This window comes from Polaromonas sp. CT11-55 (genome assembly GCF_047303325.1).
GTDB lineage: Bacteria > Pseudomonadota > Gammaproteobacteria > Burkholderiales > Burkholderiaceae_C > Polaromonas.
Genome location: NZ_JBKBEX010000001.1, coordinates 334276 through 351237, shown reverse-complemented (window position 1 = coordinate 351237; position 16962 = coordinate 334276). Strand labels below are relative to the sequence as shown.

Annotated in this window: 17 protein-coding genes; 10 read left to right on the top strand and 7 right to left on the bottom strand. The window is 65.7% G+C overall.

Annotated features, from left to right (window positions below):
- Positions 1–39 precede the first annotated feature (39 nt).
- From murG to ACEN8I_RS01680, 9 genes are all read left to right on the top strand, one after another.
- Positions 40–1122 (top strand): undecaprenyldiphospho-muramoylpentapeptide beta-N-acetylglucosaminyltransferase, encoded by a 1083-nt coding sequence (murG, locus tag ACEN8I_RS01720; protein WP_413325622.1) that lies wholly within the window; start codon positions 40–42, stop codon positions 1120–1122.
- The gene (gene murC, locus ACEN8I_RS01715; protein ID WP_413325620.1) at positions 1119–2528 is read left to right on the top strand and encodes a UDP-N-acetylmuramate--L-alanine ligase; all 1410 of its coding nucleotides are present in this window, start codon (positions 1119–1121) and stop codon (positions 2526–2528) included. The genes murG and murC overlap by 4 nt, the downstream gene beginning before the upstream one ends.
- A complete protein-coding gene (locus ACEN8I_RS01710) occupies positions 2525–3502 on the top strand; it encodes a D-alanine--D-alanine ligase (protein WP_413325617.1) in 978 nt (325 codons plus the stop codon). The genes murC and ACEN8I_RS01710 overlap by 4 nt, the downstream gene beginning before the upstream one ends.
- 14 nt (positions 3503–3516) lie before the next feature.
- Positions 3517–4302, top strand: a complete 786-nt coding sequence (locus tag ACEN8I_RS01705; protein ID WP_413325615.1) for a cell division protein FtsQ/DivIB — start codon at positions 3517–3519, stop codon at positions 4300–4302.
- A 4-nt stretch (positions 4303–4306) separates the two neighbouring features.
- Complete coding sequence (gene ftsA / locus ACEN8I_RS01700) at positions 4307–5536, top strand: cell division protein FtsA (protein ID WP_007864797.1); 1230 nt, start codon at positions 4307–4309, stop codon at positions 5534–5536.
- Positions 5537–5685: 149 nt separating this feature from the next.
- Positions 5686–6915, top strand: coding sequence for a cell division protein FtsZ (ftsZ, locus tag ACEN8I_RS01695; RefSeq protein WP_413325613.1), 1230 nt, complete (start codon positions 5686–5688; stop codon positions 6913–6915).
- Positions 6916–7169: 254 nt separating this feature from the next.
- Positions 7170–8093, top strand: coding sequence for a UDP-3-O-acyl-N-acetylglucosamine deacetylase (gene lpxC / locus ACEN8I_RS01690; RefSeq protein ID WP_413325611.1), 924 nt, complete (start codon positions 7170–7172; stop codon positions 8091–8093).
- Positions 8094–8117: 24 nt separating this feature from the next.
- Positions 8118–8294, top strand: a complete 177-nt coding sequence (locus ACEN8I_RS01685) for a hypothetical protein (protein ID WP_007864810.1) — start codon at positions 8118–8120, stop codon at positions 8292–8294.
- An 87-nt stretch (positions 8295–8381) separates the two neighbouring features.
- Positions 8382–8816, top strand: coding sequence for a hypothetical protein (locus ACEN8I_RS01680; protein ID WP_413325609.1), 435 nt, complete (start codon positions 8382–8384; stop codon positions 8814–8816).
- 15 nt (positions 8817–8831) lie between these two features.
- Here the strand turns inward: ACEN8I_RS01680 and ruvC are convergent, their stop codons facing one another.
- From ruvC to ACEN8I_RS01665, 3 genes are read right to left on the bottom strand one after another with little or no spacing between them, the layout of a single operon-like run.
- Complete coding sequence (ruvC, locus tag ACEN8I_RS01675; RefSeq protein ID WP_413325607.1) at positions 8832–9380, bottom strand: crossover junction endodeoxyribonuclease RuvC; 549 nt, start codon at positions 9378–9380, stop codon at positions 8832–8834.
- Positions 9381–9391: 11 nt separating this feature from the next.
- Complete coding sequence (locus tag ACEN8I_RS01670; RefSeq protein ID WP_413325605.1) at positions 9392–10372, bottom strand: phosphatidate cytidylyltransferase; 981 nt, start codon at positions 10370–10372, stop codon at positions 9392–9394.
- Positions 10373–10391: 19 nt separating this feature from the next.
- Positions 10392–11003, bottom strand: coding sequence for a lysophospholipid acyltransferase family protein (locus ACEN8I_RS01665; protein ID WP_413325603.1), 612 nt, complete (start codon positions 11001–11003; stop codon positions 10392–10394).
- Positions 11004–11149: 146 nt separating this feature from the next.
- Between ACEN8I_RS01665 and ACEN8I_RS01660 the strand changes: the two genes are divergently transcribed.
- Entirely contained in the window at positions 11150–12343 is a 1194-nt protein-coding gene (locus ACEN8I_RS01660) for a lectin-like domain-containing protein (protein ID WP_413325601.1), read from the top strand.
- A 26-nt stretch (positions 12344–12369) separates the two neighbouring features.
- Here ACEN8I_RS01660 and ACEN8I_RS01655 read toward each other — a convergent pair whose 3' ends face one another.
- The 4 genes from ACEN8I_RS01655 to ACEN8I_RS01640 are packed head-to-tail and all read right to left on the bottom strand — an operon-like array spanning position 12370 to position 16909.
- On the bottom strand, positions 12370–13119 hold the full coding sequence (locus tag ACEN8I_RS01655; RefSeq protein WP_413325598.1) for a transglycosylase domain-containing protein: 750 nt from the start codon (positions 13117–13119) through the stop codon (positions 12370–12372).
- Positions 13116–13955 carry a shikimate dehydrogenase gene (gene aroE / locus ACEN8I_RS01650; RefSeq protein ID WP_413325596.1) on the bottom strand — a complete coding sequence of 280 codons (840 nt, stop codon included), beginning with the start codon at positions 13953–13955 and terminating at the stop codon, positions 13116–13118. Before aroE ends, ACEN8I_RS01655 begins: the two co-directional genes overlap by 4 nt.
- 6 nt (positions 13956–13961) lie before the next feature.
- Complete coding sequence (locus ACEN8I_RS01645; protein WP_413325594.1) at positions 13962–14810, bottom strand: TonB family protein; 849 nt, start codon at positions 14808–14810, stop codon at positions 13962–13964.
- Positions 14811–14848: 38 nt separating this feature from the next.
- Positions 14849–16909, bottom strand: coding sequence for a ribonuclease catalytic domain-containing protein (locus tag ACEN8I_RS01640; RefSeq protein WP_413325592.1), 2061 nt, complete (start codon positions 16907–16909; stop codon positions 14849–14851).
- Between the last annotated feature and the right edge of the window lie 53 nt (positions 16910–16962).

Below are 16962 nucleotides of genomic sequence, written 5' to 3'. Positions count from 1 at the left end.
CTGCGGCGCGTCAGCGCCGTTGATGCGAGGAGGGCGCGCATGAACAAGCAGCACTGCGCCTTGGTCATGGCCGGCGGGACGGGCGGCCACATCTTCCCGGGCCTGGCTGTGGCCGAAGCCCTGCGCGAGCGCGGCTGGCGCGTGCACTGGCTGGGCGGGCTGGGAACCGCCAGTCGGCCCAGCATGGAAAGCCAGCTGGTGCCGCCGCGCGGCTTCGCGTTCGAGCACATCGATTTTTCCGGCGTGCGCGGCAAAGGGCCGGCAACGCTGGTGTTGCTGCCGCTGCGCCTGCTCAAGGCCTTCTGGCAAAGCATACAGGTGGTGCGACGCGTCAAGCCCGACGTGGTGGTCGGCCTGGGCGGCTACATCAGCTTCCCCGCCGGCATGATGAGCGTGCTGCTGGGCAAGCCGCTGGTGTTGCATGAGCAGAACTCGGTCGCCGGCATGGTCAACAAGGTGCTGGCCGGCGTGGCCGACCGCGTCTTCACGGCTTTCCCCAATGTGTTCCGCAAGGCCGAATGGATAGGCAACCCGCTGCGGCCGGCCTTTACGCGCCAGCCCGGCCCGGTCGAGCGTTTTGCCGACCGTGGCGGTCCGCTCAAGCTGCTGGTGGTGGGCGGCAGCCTGGGCGCGCGCGGCCTCAATGAACTCGTGCCCAAGGCGTTGGCCTTGATACCCGCCGGCGAGCGTCCGCAGGTCACGCACCAAAGCGGCGCCCAGCAGATCGACGAGTTGCGCGCCAATTACGCGGCCGTCGGCGTGCAGGCCGAACTCACGCCCTTTATCGAAGACACGGCACAGGCCTTTGCCGATGCCGACCTCATCATCTGCCGCGCCGGCGCCAGCACGGTGACCGAGATCGCCGCCGTGGGCGCTGCCGCGCTGTTTGTGCCCTTCCCGGCCGCAGTGGACGACCACCAGACCGCCAACGCGAAGTTCCTGGTGGACCAGGGCGGCGGCTGGCTGATCCAGCAGCGTGACCTCACGCCGGAGAAGCTGGCCAACATCCTCAAAACCACGGGACGCTACACCCTCCTGGAGCGCGCCCTACAGGCGAAAACCATGCAAAAAACTGATGCCACTGCTCGCGTGGTGGCCGCCTGCGAGGAACTGGCGAAATGAAACACGCAATCAAGAACATCCACTTCATCGGCCTGGGCGGCGCCGGCATGTCCGGCATCGCCGAGGTGCTGCACAACCTCGGTTACGCCATCTCCGGCTCCGACCTGTCGGACAGCGCCACCTTGCAGCGCCTGGCAAAACTCGGCATCAAGACTTTTGTCGGCCATGCGGCGGGCAACCTTGCCATGGTCGATGCGGTGGTGACTTCCACCGCGGTGCAGTCCGACAACCCCGAGGTGCTGGCGGCACGTGAAAAGCGCATTCCCGTGGTGCCGCGCGCGCTGATGCTGGCCGAGCTGATGCGCCTCAAGCAGGGCATCGCCATCGCCGGGACGCACGGCAAAACCACCACCACCAGCCTGGTGGCCAGCGTGCTGGCCGAAGGCGGCCTGGACCCGACCTTTGTGATTGGCGGGCGCCTGAACAGTGCGGGCGCCAACGCCAAGCTCGGCTCGGGCGATTACATCGTGGTCGAGGCCGATGAATCCGACGCTTCCTTCCTGAACCTGCTGCCCGTGATGGCCGTCGTCACCAACATCGACGCCGACCACATGGAGACCTACGGCCACGACTTCGGTAACCTCAAAAAGGCCTTTGTCGACTTCCTGCACCGCATGCCTTTTTACGGCACGGCCATCCTGTGCACCGACGACCCGGCTGTGCGCGACATCGTTCCCCAGGTTTCCTGCCCCATCACCAGCTACGGTTTCGGCGAGGACGCGCAGGTGCGCGCCGTCAACGTTCGGCCGGTGGGCGCGCAGATGCATTTCACGGCGCAGCGGCGCAATGGCGTCACCCTGCCCGACCTGGAAGTGGTGCTCAACCTCGCGGGCGAACACAATGTGCTCAATGCGCTGTCGGCGATCGCCGTCGCGGTCGAACTTAACGTGCCCGACGCGGCGGTGCAAAAAGCACTGGCCGAATTCCGCGGCGTGGGCCGGCGCTTCCAGAGCTACGGCGACATGCCGGCCAAGGGCGGTGGTCATTTCACCGTGATCGAAGACTACGGCCATCACCCGGTCGAGATGGCCGCGACGCTGGCCGCCGCGCGCGGCGCCTTTCCGGGCCGCCGCCTGGTGCTGGCCTTCCAGCCGCACCGCTACACGCGCACGCGCGACTGCTTTGAGGATTTCGTCAAGGTCATAGGCCAGGCCGACGCCGTGCTGTTGTCCGAAGTCTATGCCGCGGGCGAGGCGCCCATCGTCGCGGCCGACGGCCGCTCGCTGGCGCGCGCGCTGCGCGTGTCCGGCAAGGTCGAGCCTGTTTTTGTGGACGAAATCGACGCCATGCCGCAGGCGATTGTGGACAACGCCCTGGGTGGCGACGTGGTGATGTGCATGGGCGCCGGCTCCATAGGCCAGGTGCCCGCCAGGGTGGCCGAGATGCTGGAAGGACCGCGGGCATGAAACAGAACTCTCCCAATTTCGGCAAGGTCGCCGTTCTCATGGGCGGCCAGTCGGCCGAACGCGAAGTCTCGCTGATGTCGGGCGGCGGCGTGCTCAAGGCGCTGCGTTCGCGCGGCGTGGACGCCCATGCCTTCGACCCGGCGGAACGCGACCTCTCCGAGCTCAAAAAAGAAGGCTTTGAGCGCTGCTTCATTGCCCTGCACGGCCGCTTCGGCGAAGACGGCACGGTACAGGGCGCGCTGGAGCTGCTGGGCATTCCCTACACCGGCTCGGGCGTCATGGCCTCCAGCATGGCCATCGACAAGGTCATGACCAAGCGCGTGATGATTTCCGAAGGTCTGCCGACCCCCCAGTACCGTTTGCTGCGCCGCGGCGCCTACGGCGCGGCCGACATCGCCGCCGTGCCCGATGCGCTCGGGCTGCCGCTCATCGTGAAACCCGCGCGCGAGGGTTCTTCCATAGGCCTGACCAAGGTCACCAGCCGGGACGGCATGGCCGAAGCCGTGGCACAGGCCGAAAAGCTCGATGCAGACGTGCTGTGCGAACAGTTCATCAGCGGCGACGAAGTGACCTGCCCGGTGCTGGGCACGGGCGCCGGCGCGCATGCGCTGCCGGTGATACGCATTGTCGCGCCGGACGGCAACTACGACTACCAGAACAAGTATTTCACAGACACCACGCAATACCTGGTGCCCTGCGGGCTGCCCGAGGGCGAAGAGTCCGTCATCCAGCAGCTGGTGCTGGACGCTTTCCGCATCCTCAACTGTCGCGGCTGGGCCCGCGCCGACGTGATGATAGACAAGGCCACGCGCAAGCCCTACCTGCTGGAGATCAACACCTCGCCCGGCATGACCGGCCACTCGCTGGTGCCCATGTCCGCGCGCGCGGCCGGCATCTCGTACGAAGACCTTTGCGTCGAGGTGCTCAAGACCGCCACGCTGGACCACCAGAAACAGGGGGGAGGCGCCATTTGAAGCGCAGAACGCCTATGCCCATCGCCATGCCGCTGGACGTCAAGCTCATGAACACCTTCTCGGTGGTCCTGGGGCTGGCGTTTGCCGCCATGGTCGTGGCCCTGGGCGTCGCCTGGGTGTTGCGCCAGTCGCTGTTCAGCCTGAGCGCGATCCGCGTGCAGGGCGATTTGATACACAACAACGCGGTCACATTGCGCGCGAACGTGGCGCCTCGCCTGGCCGGCAATTTTTTCACGGTGGATCTGGCCGCCACGCGCGCGGTGTTCGAGTCCGTACCCTGGGTACGGCGGGCCTTGGTGCAGCGCGAATTCCCGAACCGCCTCAAGGTGGTGCTGCAGGAACACAAGCCGGTGGCCTTCTGGGGCGCCGAAGGCGACGCGCGGCTGGTCAACAATTTCGGCGAGGTATTCGAAGCCAACCAGGGCGATGTGGAGACGGAAGATCTGCCGCTGCTCAACGGCCCGCCGGGGCAGGCACCCTTGGTGCTGCAGGCCTATCAGACGCTGGGACCCCTGTTCGACGAGACGGACGCCACGCTGCAGCAGTTGCAGCTCAGCGGCCAGGGCGGCTGGCGCGCGCAGCTCGACAGCGGCGCCGTGATCGAACTCGGCCACGGTTCGCTGCCGGAAATCGAGGCGCGCACGCGCCGCTTTATCGCCACGGCGACGCAGGTGTCGTCGCGCTACGGGAGGGACCTGGAGTCCGCCGACCTGCGTTACGCCAACGGTTATGCGATCAGGCTCAGGGGGGTGACCACGGGCACCCCCGCCGACAAAGAAGACGGAAAGAAAAAAAGGTAAACATATGGCCAAGGAATACAAGGATCTGGTGGTTGGGCTGGACATCGGCACCAGCAAGGTCATGGCCGTGGTGGCCGAGGTCATGCCGGGCGGCGAGCTCAAGCTCGCGGGCCTGGGCATCGCGTCCAGCAATGGCTTGAAGCGCGGCGTGGTGGTCAACATCGACGCCACGGTGCAGAGCATCCAGCAAGCCTTGAAGGAGGCCGAGCTGATGGCCGACTGCAAGATCGCCCGTGTTTATACCGGCATCACCGGCAGCCACATACGCGGCATCAACTCCAGCGGCATGGTGGCGGTCAAGGACAAGGAAGTCACCCAGGCCGACGTGGCGCGCGTGATAGAGACGGCCAAGGCCATCAATATCTCGACCGACCAGCGCCTGCTGCTGGTCGAGCCGCAGGAGTTCGTCATCGACGGTCAGGACGTGCGCGAGCCCATAGGCATGAGCGGCATACGCCTGGAGGCCAAGGTGCACATCGTGACCGGTGCGCAGAGCGCGGCCGAGAACATCATCAAGTGCGTGCGGCGCTGCGGCCTGGAGGTGGACCAGCTGATGCTCAACCCGCTGGCCTCCAGCCTGGCGGTACTCACGCAGGACGAGCAGGAACTCGGCGTCGCGCTGGTCGACATAGGCGCGGGCACCACCGACGTCGCGATTTTCACCGGCGGCGCCATCCGGCACACCGCGGTGATCCCGATTGCCGGCGACCTGATCACCAGCGACATCGCGATGGCGCTGCGCACCCCCACCAAGGACGCCGAGGACATCAAGGTGGAAAGCGGCTACGCCAAGCAGCTGCTGGCCGACCCTGACACCCAGGTGGAAGTCCCGGGCCTGGGCGACCGCGGCCCGCGCATGCTGAGCAAGCAGGCGCTGGCTGGCGTGATCGAGCCGCGCATCGAGGAAATCTTCTCGCTGGTACAGCAGGTGATACGCGAGTCGGGCTACGAAGAGGTGCTGTCTTCCGGCATCGTCATCACCGGCGGCAGCGCCGTCATGCCCGGCATGGTGGAGCTCGGCGAGGACATTTTCCTCAAGCCGGTGCGTCGCGGCATACCGCGCTACTCCAGCGCGCTGTCGGACATGGTGGCGCAGGCGCGGGCCTCCACCGTCATGGGCCTGCTCGAAGAGGCCCGGCTGGCCCGCATGCGGGGCTACAAGGTGTCGCAGAAGGCGGGCAGCGTGCACAACGCCTTCGGCCGCGTCAAAGACTGGTTTGTGGGGAACTTCTGACCATGAAAACCTATTCCACTTTTATCGGCAGGCCCTCGCGTTGCATGCATTCTGGCGGGGCGGATCCCCCTGCGTGAGACAGCCGTGTCAACCATAAATACAAATTTCCAATTATTGGCAACTGCAGTTTATTGATTAGGAGGCTCCCAATGAGCATCGAAATGATTGAAATCGAAGAATTCAACCAAGGCACACAGATCAAGGTGATCGGTGTCGGCGGCGGCGGCGGCAATGCCGTCGGGCACATGATCGAATGCGGCGTGCAAGGCGTCGAATTCATCTGCGCCAACACGGACGCGCAGGCGCTCAGCCGCGGCAGCGCGCACAAGACCATCCAGCTGGGCAGCAGCGGCCTGGGCGCGGGCAGCAAGCCCGACAAGGGCCGCGACGCGGCCGAAGTGGCGGCGGACGACATCCGCAGCGCAATCGACGGCGCGCACATGCTGTTCATCACCGCCGGCATGGGTGGCGGCACGGGCACCGGCGCCGCGCCGGTGATCGCGCGCATCGCCAAGGAGATGGGCATCCTGACGGTCGGCGTGGTGACCAAGCCCTTCGAGTTCGAAGGCGGCCGCCGCATGACGAATGCCGACCTGGGCCTGGCCGAGCTCGAAGCGAACGTCGACTCGCTGATCGTGGTGCTCAACGAGAAGCTGCTCGAAGTGCTGGGCGACGACGTGACGCAGGACGAGGCTTTCGCGCATGCCAACGACGTGCTGAAAAACGCCGTGGGCGGCATTGCCGAAATCATCAATGTGCCCGGCCATGTGAACGTCGACTTCGAGGACGTGCGCACCGTGATGGGCGAGCCCGGCAAGGCCATGATGGGTACGGCCAAGGCCAACGGCCCGGACCGTGCGCGCATCGCCGCCGAGCAGGCCGTGGCCTGCCCGCTGCTTGAAGGCATCGACCTGTCGGGCGCCAAAGGCGTGCTGGTGCTGATCTCGGCGGCTAAGGGCTCGCTCAAACTGAGTGAATCCAAGCTCGCGATGAACACCATCCGCGCTTACGCCTCGCCCGACGCGCACGTGATCTACGGCACGGCTTATGACGACGAGCTAGGCGACGAGATCCGTGTGACCGTGGTCGCGACAGGTTTGTCGCGCCAGGGCGTGCGCCGCCACGCGCCGCCGCTGCAGGTGCTGCGCACCGGCACCGACAACGTGCCTTTCAATGTGCCTACGCTGAACACCACGGCCGGCACCGGCGGCACGACGCAGATGACGACGGGTGCTGCCCAGCCGGATTACGGGAATATGGCGGTGCCCAGCGTATGGCGTACCAATCGGACGCAGGCGGCGGCGAAGGTGGATGCGTTGGCTTCTGGCGGGATGGACGACTTCGAGATCCCGGCCTTCCTCCGCAAACAAGCCGATTAATGGGTGTAAAGCTACTGCGCAACCCGATCTTGAGGCTGTGGTGCTCACCGTACCTGAGTACGGTTCCGCTCCTCGCCTCAACCTCGGGCTGCTCGCTACGCTTTCCATCCCATTAATCGCCGTTGGGAGGGACGCTTCGCTCCCTCTGCTCCCGCTGTCCTCAAGCGCCGTGGTGGACGCAATGCACTGTGCCTATGCCCGGTATTGCTATCCCCTACGCCCGAAATGGCCTTGCGCAATTTAAAATAGAGCCCATGCTTGCCCAAAGAACCCTTAAATCACTGACCAAAGCCGTGGGCGTGGGCCTGCACAGCGGGCAGCGGGTGGAACTGACCTTGCGCCCCGCTGCACCGGATACGGGCATTGTGTTTCGCCGGGTCGATCTGCCGCAGCCGGTGGACATCGCGATCTCGGCGCAGGCGGTGACGGACACGCGGCTGGCGTCGACCATTTCCAGCGGCAGCGCCAAGGTGCACACGGTGGAGCATTTGATGTCGGCCTGCGCGGGCCTGGGCATTGACAACCTCTACGTCGACATCACGGCTGAGGAAGTGCCCATCCTGGACGGCTCGGCCTCTTCGTTTGTGTTTTTGCTGCAGTCGGCCGGCATCGAGTTGCAGGCCGCGCCCAAGCGCTTTATTCGTGTGATCAAGCCGGTGGAAGTGCGTGAAGGCGAGGGCGCCAGCACCAAGTGGGCGCGCCTGTCGCCTTATGAAGGCTACAAGCTCAGTTTTGAAATTGATTTCGACCACCCGGCGGTGGACTCCACCGGCCAGCGCGTGGAGTTCGACATGGGCTCGGGCGCCTACACGCGCGACATCGCGCGAGCCCGCACCTTCGGCTTCACCAAGGACGTGGAGATGATGCGCGCCAACGGCCTGGCCCTGGGCGGCGGGCTGGACAACGCCATTGTGATGGACGACTACAAGGTGCTCAACAGCGACGGCCTGCGCTACAACGACGAGTTCGTGAAGCACAAGATCCTCGACGCCATGGGCGACCTGTACCTGCTGGGCAAGCCGCTGCTGGCTGCCTACAGCGCGTTTCGCTCCGGCCATGCGATGAACAACAAGCTGCTGCGTGAGCTGCTGGCGCACAAGGACGCTTACGAAGTCGTCACCTTTGAAGACGAAAAAAAAGCACCCCGGGGTTTCGCCACATTGGCGCGGGCCTGGTAGGCACAGCACAGTCCGGGGCTGCCCATGCTGCTGTTCCGCTGGCTCATCCTGCTGTTCTTGCTGGCGGCCGTGGTGGCCTTCATGTTTTACGCGGGTACCGGGCAGGCGCGCTACAAGCGCTTCGGGCTCATCATCCTCAAGTGGACGCTGATTGCCGCTTTCGGTTTTTTCGCGGTGCTGGTGCTTGAGCGCATCGCGTAACTTGATCCGTTGGGGATATCGGGAAGCCTTCCCGCTATAGTTTGGGCGTGGTGGACCACCTCAGACCCGACCACCGGAGATTGACCCATGAGCTTTATCAAAGTCCTTATCGTGCTGGGCCTTGCCGGTTTTGGATACCAATACTGGGCCAAACACCGTGAAGGCCAGCCGATGCTGGCTTCCGCCGGTGCCAAGGCAGGTTCGAGCTCAAGTTCAAATGGCTTTGTTTTGTTGCCCGGAACAAGTGCTGCCGCCTCCAATGCGGTTCAGGTGATTGCCGCTGAGGATTGCCCGGAGGAGGCGGCCCAGCGCGCGAATAGCCTGGCCGAGCAACTGTCGGACAAGGGCATTCCGGTTGCTCGCATCCACAGCATCAGCTTCACCGTGGCCAGCGGCGATCCCGCCGACGCCCAGCGCATTTCATCCATCATGAGTGGCGAACTGCCGATTGTGCTGGTCCGCGGAAAAGCCAAGTCGAATCCCTCATTGGATGAGGTGGTGGCTGAGTACCGCGGCCCTTAGGACGGACGTCGCGACCTAACGGCTTCGTCCGTCCCTGTAATTTCCTGCAGGCTTCGCGCCTTTGCCTGCCGCCACAGCCAGCCTTTGCATGGCAGTACCGGCATGGGCGTGGGTGATCGCCAGCCCCAGCGCATCGGCCGCATCCTTGCCGGGCAGCGAAGGCAGCTTGAGCAGGCGCATGACCATTTCCTGCACCTCGGCCTTGCCGGCCTTGCCGTAGCCGGCCACGGCCTTCTTGAGCTGCAAGGCGGTGTATTCGGCCACCGACAACTCGCGCGAGACCAGCGCGGTGATGCAGGCGCCGCGCGCCTGGCCCAGCAGCAGGGTAGCCTGCGGGTTGACGTTGACAAAAATGATTTCGACCGAGGCCGCGTCGGGCTGGTAGCGCTCCACCACCTCGCACACACCCTCGAACAGCACCTTGAGCCGCCCGGGCAGGTCGGCGCGCTCCAGGTGCGTGGTCTTGATGGTGCCGCTGGCCACATAACGAAGGTGGGGGCCGTCCACGTCAACCACGCCGAAGCCGGAAGTCTGCAGGCCGGGGTCTATGCCTAGGATGCGCATGGCCGGGCCGCCTAGAGGCCGAAATACCAGCGAACCGAATGGAAGAAGATGGGCGCGCCGAAGCAGAGCGCATCGACCCGGTCCAGCAGGCCGCTGGCGCCGGTCACGCCCACACCTCGTTTGCCCCAGTTGGGAATGCCGCGATCGCGCTTGAGGGCCTTCATCACCAGGTGACCCAGCGAACCCGATACGCAGGCGATAAACGCCATGGCCACGGCCTGCGCGGGCTTGAAGGGCGTGAGGCCCGCGAGCAGGCCGCCCAGCAGGCTGGCCGCCACAACGGCGATCAGCCAACTGGTCCAGTTGAAGCTCTTGCTCACATTGGGCGCGCTGGGCGGGCGCTGCAGCCTGCGACCGACCAGGTACTCCACGATCATGCAGCTTTGCACCACGAACACCAGGAAGAACACCAGGAAGGCGTTCTTGCCTTCATAGTTGGGAAACTTCAGCAGCATCAGGGCCGGCACGTGGCTGATGCCGTAGACGCAGACCATGATGCCCCATTGCAGCTTGGCGTTGCGTTCCAGGAAGCGCTGCGGGTCGTCGGCCAGCGCGCTGACCACCGGAATCGCCAGGAAGACGTAGACGGGTATGAACACGGTGACCAGGTCGAAGCGCCGCGTGATCACGAGTGCAAACTGCATCGGCAACACCACGAAGAAGGCCAGCACCAGGCTGCGGTGGTCGCCCTGGCGCGTGGGCGAGAGCGTGATGAACTCGCGCAGCGCGAAAAAAGCGACCAGCCCGAACAGCACGGTGGCCACGGTTTCGCCCAGCGTCCAGCCTACCCAGAACACCGTGGACATCAGCCAGGAAGTGCGCAAGACGCCGTTGAATTCCTTGAGTTTCTGGGTGTGCAGGTCGTCTTCGTGCGTGTCCTTGAGCGACATCACGAAGGCGGCCACGCTGATGGCAGTCAGGATGCCGAAGACCAGCACGAACAGCAGGCCGACCTGCTGCGAGGGCGAGAGGTTGCGCAAAAAAGTGTTCATCAGGATTCCAGGCCTTGCGTCAGGTTTCCCTGAGGTCCATCACGGCCTGGCGCGCGCGGGCCAGGAATTCGCCGCGGTCTTCACCGGCGCCCAGGGCAATCGGCGCGCCGAAGGTGACCGAGCACAGGATGGGCACAGGCACGACCTCGCCCTTGGGCATGACGCGCTGCACGTTGTTGATCCAGGCCGGCACCAGCACCACGCCGGGGAACTTGAGCGCCAGGTTGTAGAGGCCGGCCTTGAATTTTTGCGGCTCCTCGTGGTTGCCGCGCGTGCCTTCCGGGAACAGGATGATGGAGTCGCCGTGGGCCAGCGCCTCGACCAGCGGCTCCAGCGGGTCCTGGTCGCCGGTCTTGGCGCGGTCCACATAAATCGCGTTGAACACCGCCGTGGTGATCCACTTCTTGAACGGGGTTTTGGTCCAGTAGTCCTTGGCCGCGATCGGCCGCGTGATGCTGCGCAACTCTTCGGGGAGGGCGGCCCACATCAGCACCAGGTCGGCGTGGCTTTGGTGATTGGCGAAGTAGATGCGTTGCTCGGCCTTGGGCGGGCAACCCTGCCAGCGCGCCTGCGCGCCGGTCAGCGTGCGGATCAGGCCCAGCAGGAAAAGGCTCATTATTTTGGCAAGCATGGTGCCGATGATACGTTCCCGCCATGACCGTTTAGACTATTCCGGCGGGCAGCAGCCTGCGGCCCCATCCCCAACCTTTCTGTCTGTAGCCGATGCCGAAACTTCCTGCACCCCGGTTCTTCGCCTCCCCTCCACGCGCTGCCCGCATGCCACGCTGGCTTGCCGGCGGTGCATGCCTGGCGCTTTCATGCGCCGCCTGGGGCCAGTTCCAGGTCCATGGGCGTTTCTCCGCGTCCACGCCCGACGTGGGCTGGAGCCTGGCCGGCACGGCCGCGCTGACGGCGCCCGCCGCCGACGCCGAAGGTGCCGGCTGGCTCCGGCTTACCGGGAACGCCACCGGTGCGCAAGGCAATGCGCGGCACACTGGCGCCAGCTTCAGCGCGCAGAACGGCGTGACGTTGGCTTTCAGCTATGCCTCATGGGGCGGCGGCGCGCCGGGTGCGGACGGCATCACGGTGTACCTGTACGACGCCGCGCAGAATATGGCGGGCGCCTTGCCCGGCGGCGGCCTGGGCTATTGCAAGGGCGCGGGCGGCTACCTTGCTTTGGCGCTGGACGAGTACGGCAATTTCTCCAGTCCGGCCGACAACTGCTCCGGCGGCGGTGGGCCCGGCGGCGCGCCGCAGGCGCTGGTGCTGCGCGGCCCCGTCGCGGCCGGGAATCCCTTCATCGCCCATGCGGCCATGCCCGGCAATGTGGACCAGCCAACGGCCGCGGCGCGCCCGGTGCCGCGCCAGGTGGTGATGACGCTTTCGCCCAAGGCGGCGGGCGTGGGTTACACCATCAATGTCGACGTGCGCGACGGGTCCGCCGGCTCCTTCCGGCGACTGCTGTCCAACACGGACTTCCCTTATGCGGCGCCCGCCGCGCTGAGCGTGGGTGTGGCCGGCAGCACAGGCGCGGCCAAGAACGTGCACGAGGTGCGCGACCTGATGGTGACCGGCAACGCGGCCAACCCGCCCGTGGTCAACCAGATCTTCACGCCGCCGGTCATTGCACCCGGTGCCACCAGCACACTGGAGCTGCATTTCAACAGCCCCGGCCCGCGCCGCGCCGTGCTCAGCGCACCCTTCACGCAGGCCTTGCCCGCGGGCCTGGTGGTGGCCACGCCGTCAGGCCTGGGCGGCGACTGCCTGGGCACGGTCAATGCCGCTCCGGGCGGCAGCACGGTGTCCATAGAGGCCGGCATGAACATCCGCAACGGCGGATGCGCTGTCTCGGTCAAGGTGCGCGCCGCGGCGGCCGGCACCTACACCAGCACTGCGGCCGTTGGCAGCCTGCAGACCGACCTGGGCCGCAATACGGAGGCCGGCTCGGCTTCTTTGGTGGTCAAGCGCTGATACGGCGCTTCAGGCTGAGTGGGGGCTCAGGGCAGCTCCACGCCGCCCATGCGGGCCGCGATGGTGCCGGCGCGTGAGGCCAGGTAGCCCGAGTTGGGCCGAGTCTCAAAGTACTTGGGCCGCGGCAGCATCACGGCCAGGCGCGCGGATTCGTAGGCGCTCAGCTTTGCCGCGGGCTTGCGGTAGTAGTGCTGGGCGGCCGCTTCGGCGCCGAAAACGCCTTCACCCCATTCCACGCTGTTGAGATAGATCTCCAGGATGCGCTCCTTACCCAGCAGGGCCTCCAGCAGCAAGGTCAGCACCAGTTCCTGGCCCTTGCGCAGCAGCGTGCGCTCGCCCGACAAAAACAGGTTTTTGGCCAGCTGCTGCGTGATGGTGGAGCCGCCCACGATCTTCACGGGTCTGGCTGGCGCGGCCGCTGCTTTGGCGGGCGCCAGCCGGCTGGCCGACTGCGCGGCGCGCTGTTCGGCCTTGGCATTTTTGTCCCAGGCTTTTTCGAGCGCCTCCATGTCGACACCATCGTGCTCGGCAAAGCTGGCGTCTTCGGAGGCGATGACCGCACGCTTGAGGTTGTCGGGCAGTTCGCTATAGGGCACCCATTGCTGCCGCCATTTCAGGGTACCGGTATTGCGCGCGACCAGGTAGGCTTCGGAGCGCTGGAAGGCGGTGGACTCCGGGTCCACCACGGCCATCACGGCGATGCGCGCCACAAAAAAAAGCTGCAAGGCCAGGCCGGCCAGCAGGCCCAGGCCGACCAGCCTGAGGAGTGCCTTCATGCCAGCAGTGCCCGCATTTCCCGCAGCACCTGGGCCGAGGGCGGGCGCACCTTGCGCCACAGCTCGAAGGCCTCGGCGGCCTGCTCGACCAGCATGCCCAGGCCGTCGCGCGGCACGGCGCCGTTGTCGCGGGCCCAGGCCATGAAGTCGGCGGCGGCAGGGCCGTACATCATGTCGCAGGCCAGCGCGCCGGGCTTGAGCACAGCGGCAGAGACCGGCACACCGGCACCCGCCAGGCTGCTGGCGCTGGCGTTGATGACCACGTCAAACGCGCCTTGGAGGCCGTCCAGGCCTTCAGCCAGCAGTTCGGTGGCTTGCAGCAGGGGCTGCAAAGACGCATGCGCCTTGTGGCGCTCGACCAGCGCATCGGCCTTGGCCCGTGTGCGGTTGACCAGCACCAGCCGGCGTGGCGCGGCCGCCAGCAGTGGCGCCAGCGCTCCGGCGCCTGCGCCGCCCGCGCCTATCAGCAGCACGTCGCGCCCGGCCAGCGAAACGCCGGCGTTGTTCTGGATATCGTTGACCAGGCCCACGCCGTCGGTGTTGTCGGCATGGACGGCGCCGCCTTGCAGCTGCAAGGTGTTGGCCGCCTGCGCGAGCTGCGCCCTGTCGCTGCGCGTGGTGGCGGCCTCGAAGGCGTTGAGCTTGAAGGGCACGGTGACGTTGCAGCCTTTGACGCCGTTCCGCTGCAGCTGCGCCAGCGTGGCTGCGAAGGATTCCAGCGGCACCAGCAGGCGCTCGTAGCGCAGGGACTGCCCGGTCAGCTCGGCAAAGCGGGCATGGATCAGCGGCGACTTGCTGTGAGCGATCGGGTTGCCCAGGACGTAGTACTGATCCATGGGACCCTAGCGGCTTGTAAGTTTGGTTTCCAGCGTGTCGTCGCGCGTGAACTTGAAGCGCGACACCACGACGATCTGGTCGGCTTTGCGGCGCATGGCGTCGTTGAAGCGGCCGAAAGGCCCGGTGCCGCGCACAATGCTTTGGGCGCGCCGGTCCAGCGTCAGGTTGCCCGAGGTCTGCACCACTTCCGTGTCCAGCACGGTGCCGTCGAAGTTTACGGTGACGATCATGGTGAGCTCGCCGTACAGTTTTTTGCCTGCCTGCTCGGGGAAGTTGACGGTGCCCTTGTCCTCAATCTTGCGGCGCAGCTCGTCGTAATAGACGGCGTAGACCTCTTCGCGCGTGGCCGGGCTGATGTAGCGCTTTTTGGGACGCGCGTTTTCTTCGTTGATGCGGCGTTCGATTTCAGCCAGGATCTTGACCAGCGCCTTGCGTTTTTCCTCGCGTTCGGCCTGGGCCGGGCTGTTGGCGGGCTGGGTCAGGTCGGGTGGAGGCATGGAGGCCAGCTGTTTTTTGATTTGCGCCAGCAGCTGGGTTTGCTGCTCCTGCAGCGACTCGACCTTGCGCTGCGCGTCTTCGGTGGCGTCGCCAAGCTCCATCAGGGCCGAAGGCGGCAAGGGCGAGGTGGCCCGGCCTTTGTCGGCCTCACCGCCGCCGGCCAGCGAGGCCTGCGCGATCGCCTTGGCGAAGTCGGGCTTCTCATTGGATTTCGCGTTGACCAGGACCACCTCCAGCGGGGTGTCCTGGAACACGCGGTTAAAGCGCTCGGGGTCGACAAACCGCACCGTCAGCAGCACCGCGTGCACGGCGATGGACGCGCCTAAAGCGATTTGCAGTGTGCTGGGTGATTTCACAGAAAGAGATTATCGGGGTTTATGCGCGAAATCCGGTGTCAACCGGCCACCGGAGCCGCCGCGGCGGCGTCGGTTTGTGGCTCATTGACATCGACCGCGATGGAGATCGGGCCGGCGGCCATCTCGGTCTCGCCGTCGTCCTCACCGAGCGGGTCCGGCGATTCGTCCAGTTCCACGTCCAGCCGCTCGATGACCGTGCCCGACACGTCCAGCGTGATCTCGTCGATCTCGCCCAATCGCACGCGTACTTTCGCGCCGCGCGGCAGGCCCTGCGCGCCCACGGCCGCAAGCACCAGCGGCAGCTCGTCGGCACGCACCAGGTTGTCCTTGAAGGCGGTGGCGGTCAGCTCGGTGACGCCGTTTTGCTGCAGGTACTTGAGTGTCCAGTAGCGTTCTATGCCGGCCTGGAAGCCGTTGTAGGCGCTGTAGGCGGCGTCAAAGCCCGAGATGATGGAAAACAACTCGGCATCCTTGGGCTTGAAGGGCGCGGCCAGCGCGGCCGTGCGGCCGTGACGCGCGCAGGCGATGATCTGCCACTGGTTGACCAGGTCGGTGTAGCGGCGCAGCGGCGAGGTGCTCCAGGCATAACTTTTGACGCCTATGCCCGCATGCGGCAAGGCCTTGGTGCCCATGCGCACCTTCACGCCGGGCGCCAGGCTGGCCTGGCTGCGGTAGATGCCGGGCACGCCGTGCTCGGCCAGCCACTGGCCCCAGGTGCTGTTGGCCAGGATCATGGCCTCGGCCACGATCAGGTCCAGCGGCGCGCCGCGCTGGCGCGTGCTGATGCTGACAGTTTCGTCGCCTTTGGGCTCGCCGCCCGTGGGGTTGTCCAGGCGGAAGTTGTAGTCGGGGCGGTTGAAGTTCTCGGGCTTGCCGCGCACGATTTCCCGCTGCGCCTTCAGGTGCTTGGCCAGCCGGTGCAGGAATGTGAGTTCCACGCCCCACTGCATGCCGGTGGGCGGGCTGGTTTGCGCGGCTTCAAAAAAGGCTTCGGTAAAAGTGCTGTCCAGCATGTCGTGGCGCAGGTTGCTCACGATGGGCACCTGTTCCAGCCTTGTGACACTTTCTTTGATCTCCAGTGTGGCTTCGTCAAGCGTGAGGTAGAGCGACAGCGCAGGGCAGTTGCGGCCCTCCTGCAGCGTGTAGCTTTGGACGATCTCGTCGGGCAGCATGGTCAGCTTGTAGCCCGGCATGTAGACGGTGGACAGACGCGTGCGGCCCACCGCGTCGATGGGGCTGCCGGGCAGCACGGCCAGGCCGGGCGCGGCGATGTGTATGCCCAGCGTGACGGTGCCGCTGCCAAGGCCCTGCACCGACAGCGCATCGTCGATCTCGGTGGTGGCCGAGTCGTCGATGGAAAAGGCCTTCACGTCCGCCAGGGGCAGCTCGTCCTTGACTTCGGGCGCCTGCAGGACCGGAAAGCCGGTGCCCTTGGGAAAGTTCTCGAACAGGAAACGCTTCCAGTGGAACTGGTAGGGCGAGGCGATGGCGCCGGCTTTTTGCAGCAGGTCCAGCGGCGCGGTGTGCGTGGCGCGCGAGGCCTCGACCACCGCCTTGTACTCGGCGCTGTTCTTGTCGGGCTTGAACAGGATTTTGTAGAGCTGCTCGCGCACCGGCGGCGGGCATTCGCCGCGGCCCAGTTCCTCGGCCCAGGCGGTGATTTGCGCCGCCACCTGTTTTTTCTTTTCGATGGCGGCCAGCGCCTGCTGCAGGATGTCGGCGGGCGCCTTCTTGAAGCGGCCCTTGCCGGCGCGGCGGAAGTAGTGCGGGGCGTCGTAGAGGCGGAACAGCGCGGCGGCCTGCTGCTCCAGCGTGGCGGGCTTGCCGTCGGCGCTGAAGTAGTCGCGGGCCAGGTCGGCAAAGCCGAACTCGCCTTCACCGGCGAACTCCCAGGCCAGGTCCAGCTCGATGTCGGTGCTCAGTTTCTGCCCGGCGGCCATCAGCTCGGCAGGCGAGGGTTTCTCGAATTTCAGCAGGGCATTGACGCCCTTGACCTTCACGCGCTTGCCCGAGTCGAGCTCCACCTGCAGCGAGGCATCGCTCTCGGACAAAATGCGGCCGGCCAGAAACTTGCCGGCTTCTTCAAACAATACAAACAAAACGGGATCCCTTTGGTGTCTTTGATGACTTGGGGCTAGTGTAATCAGCCACC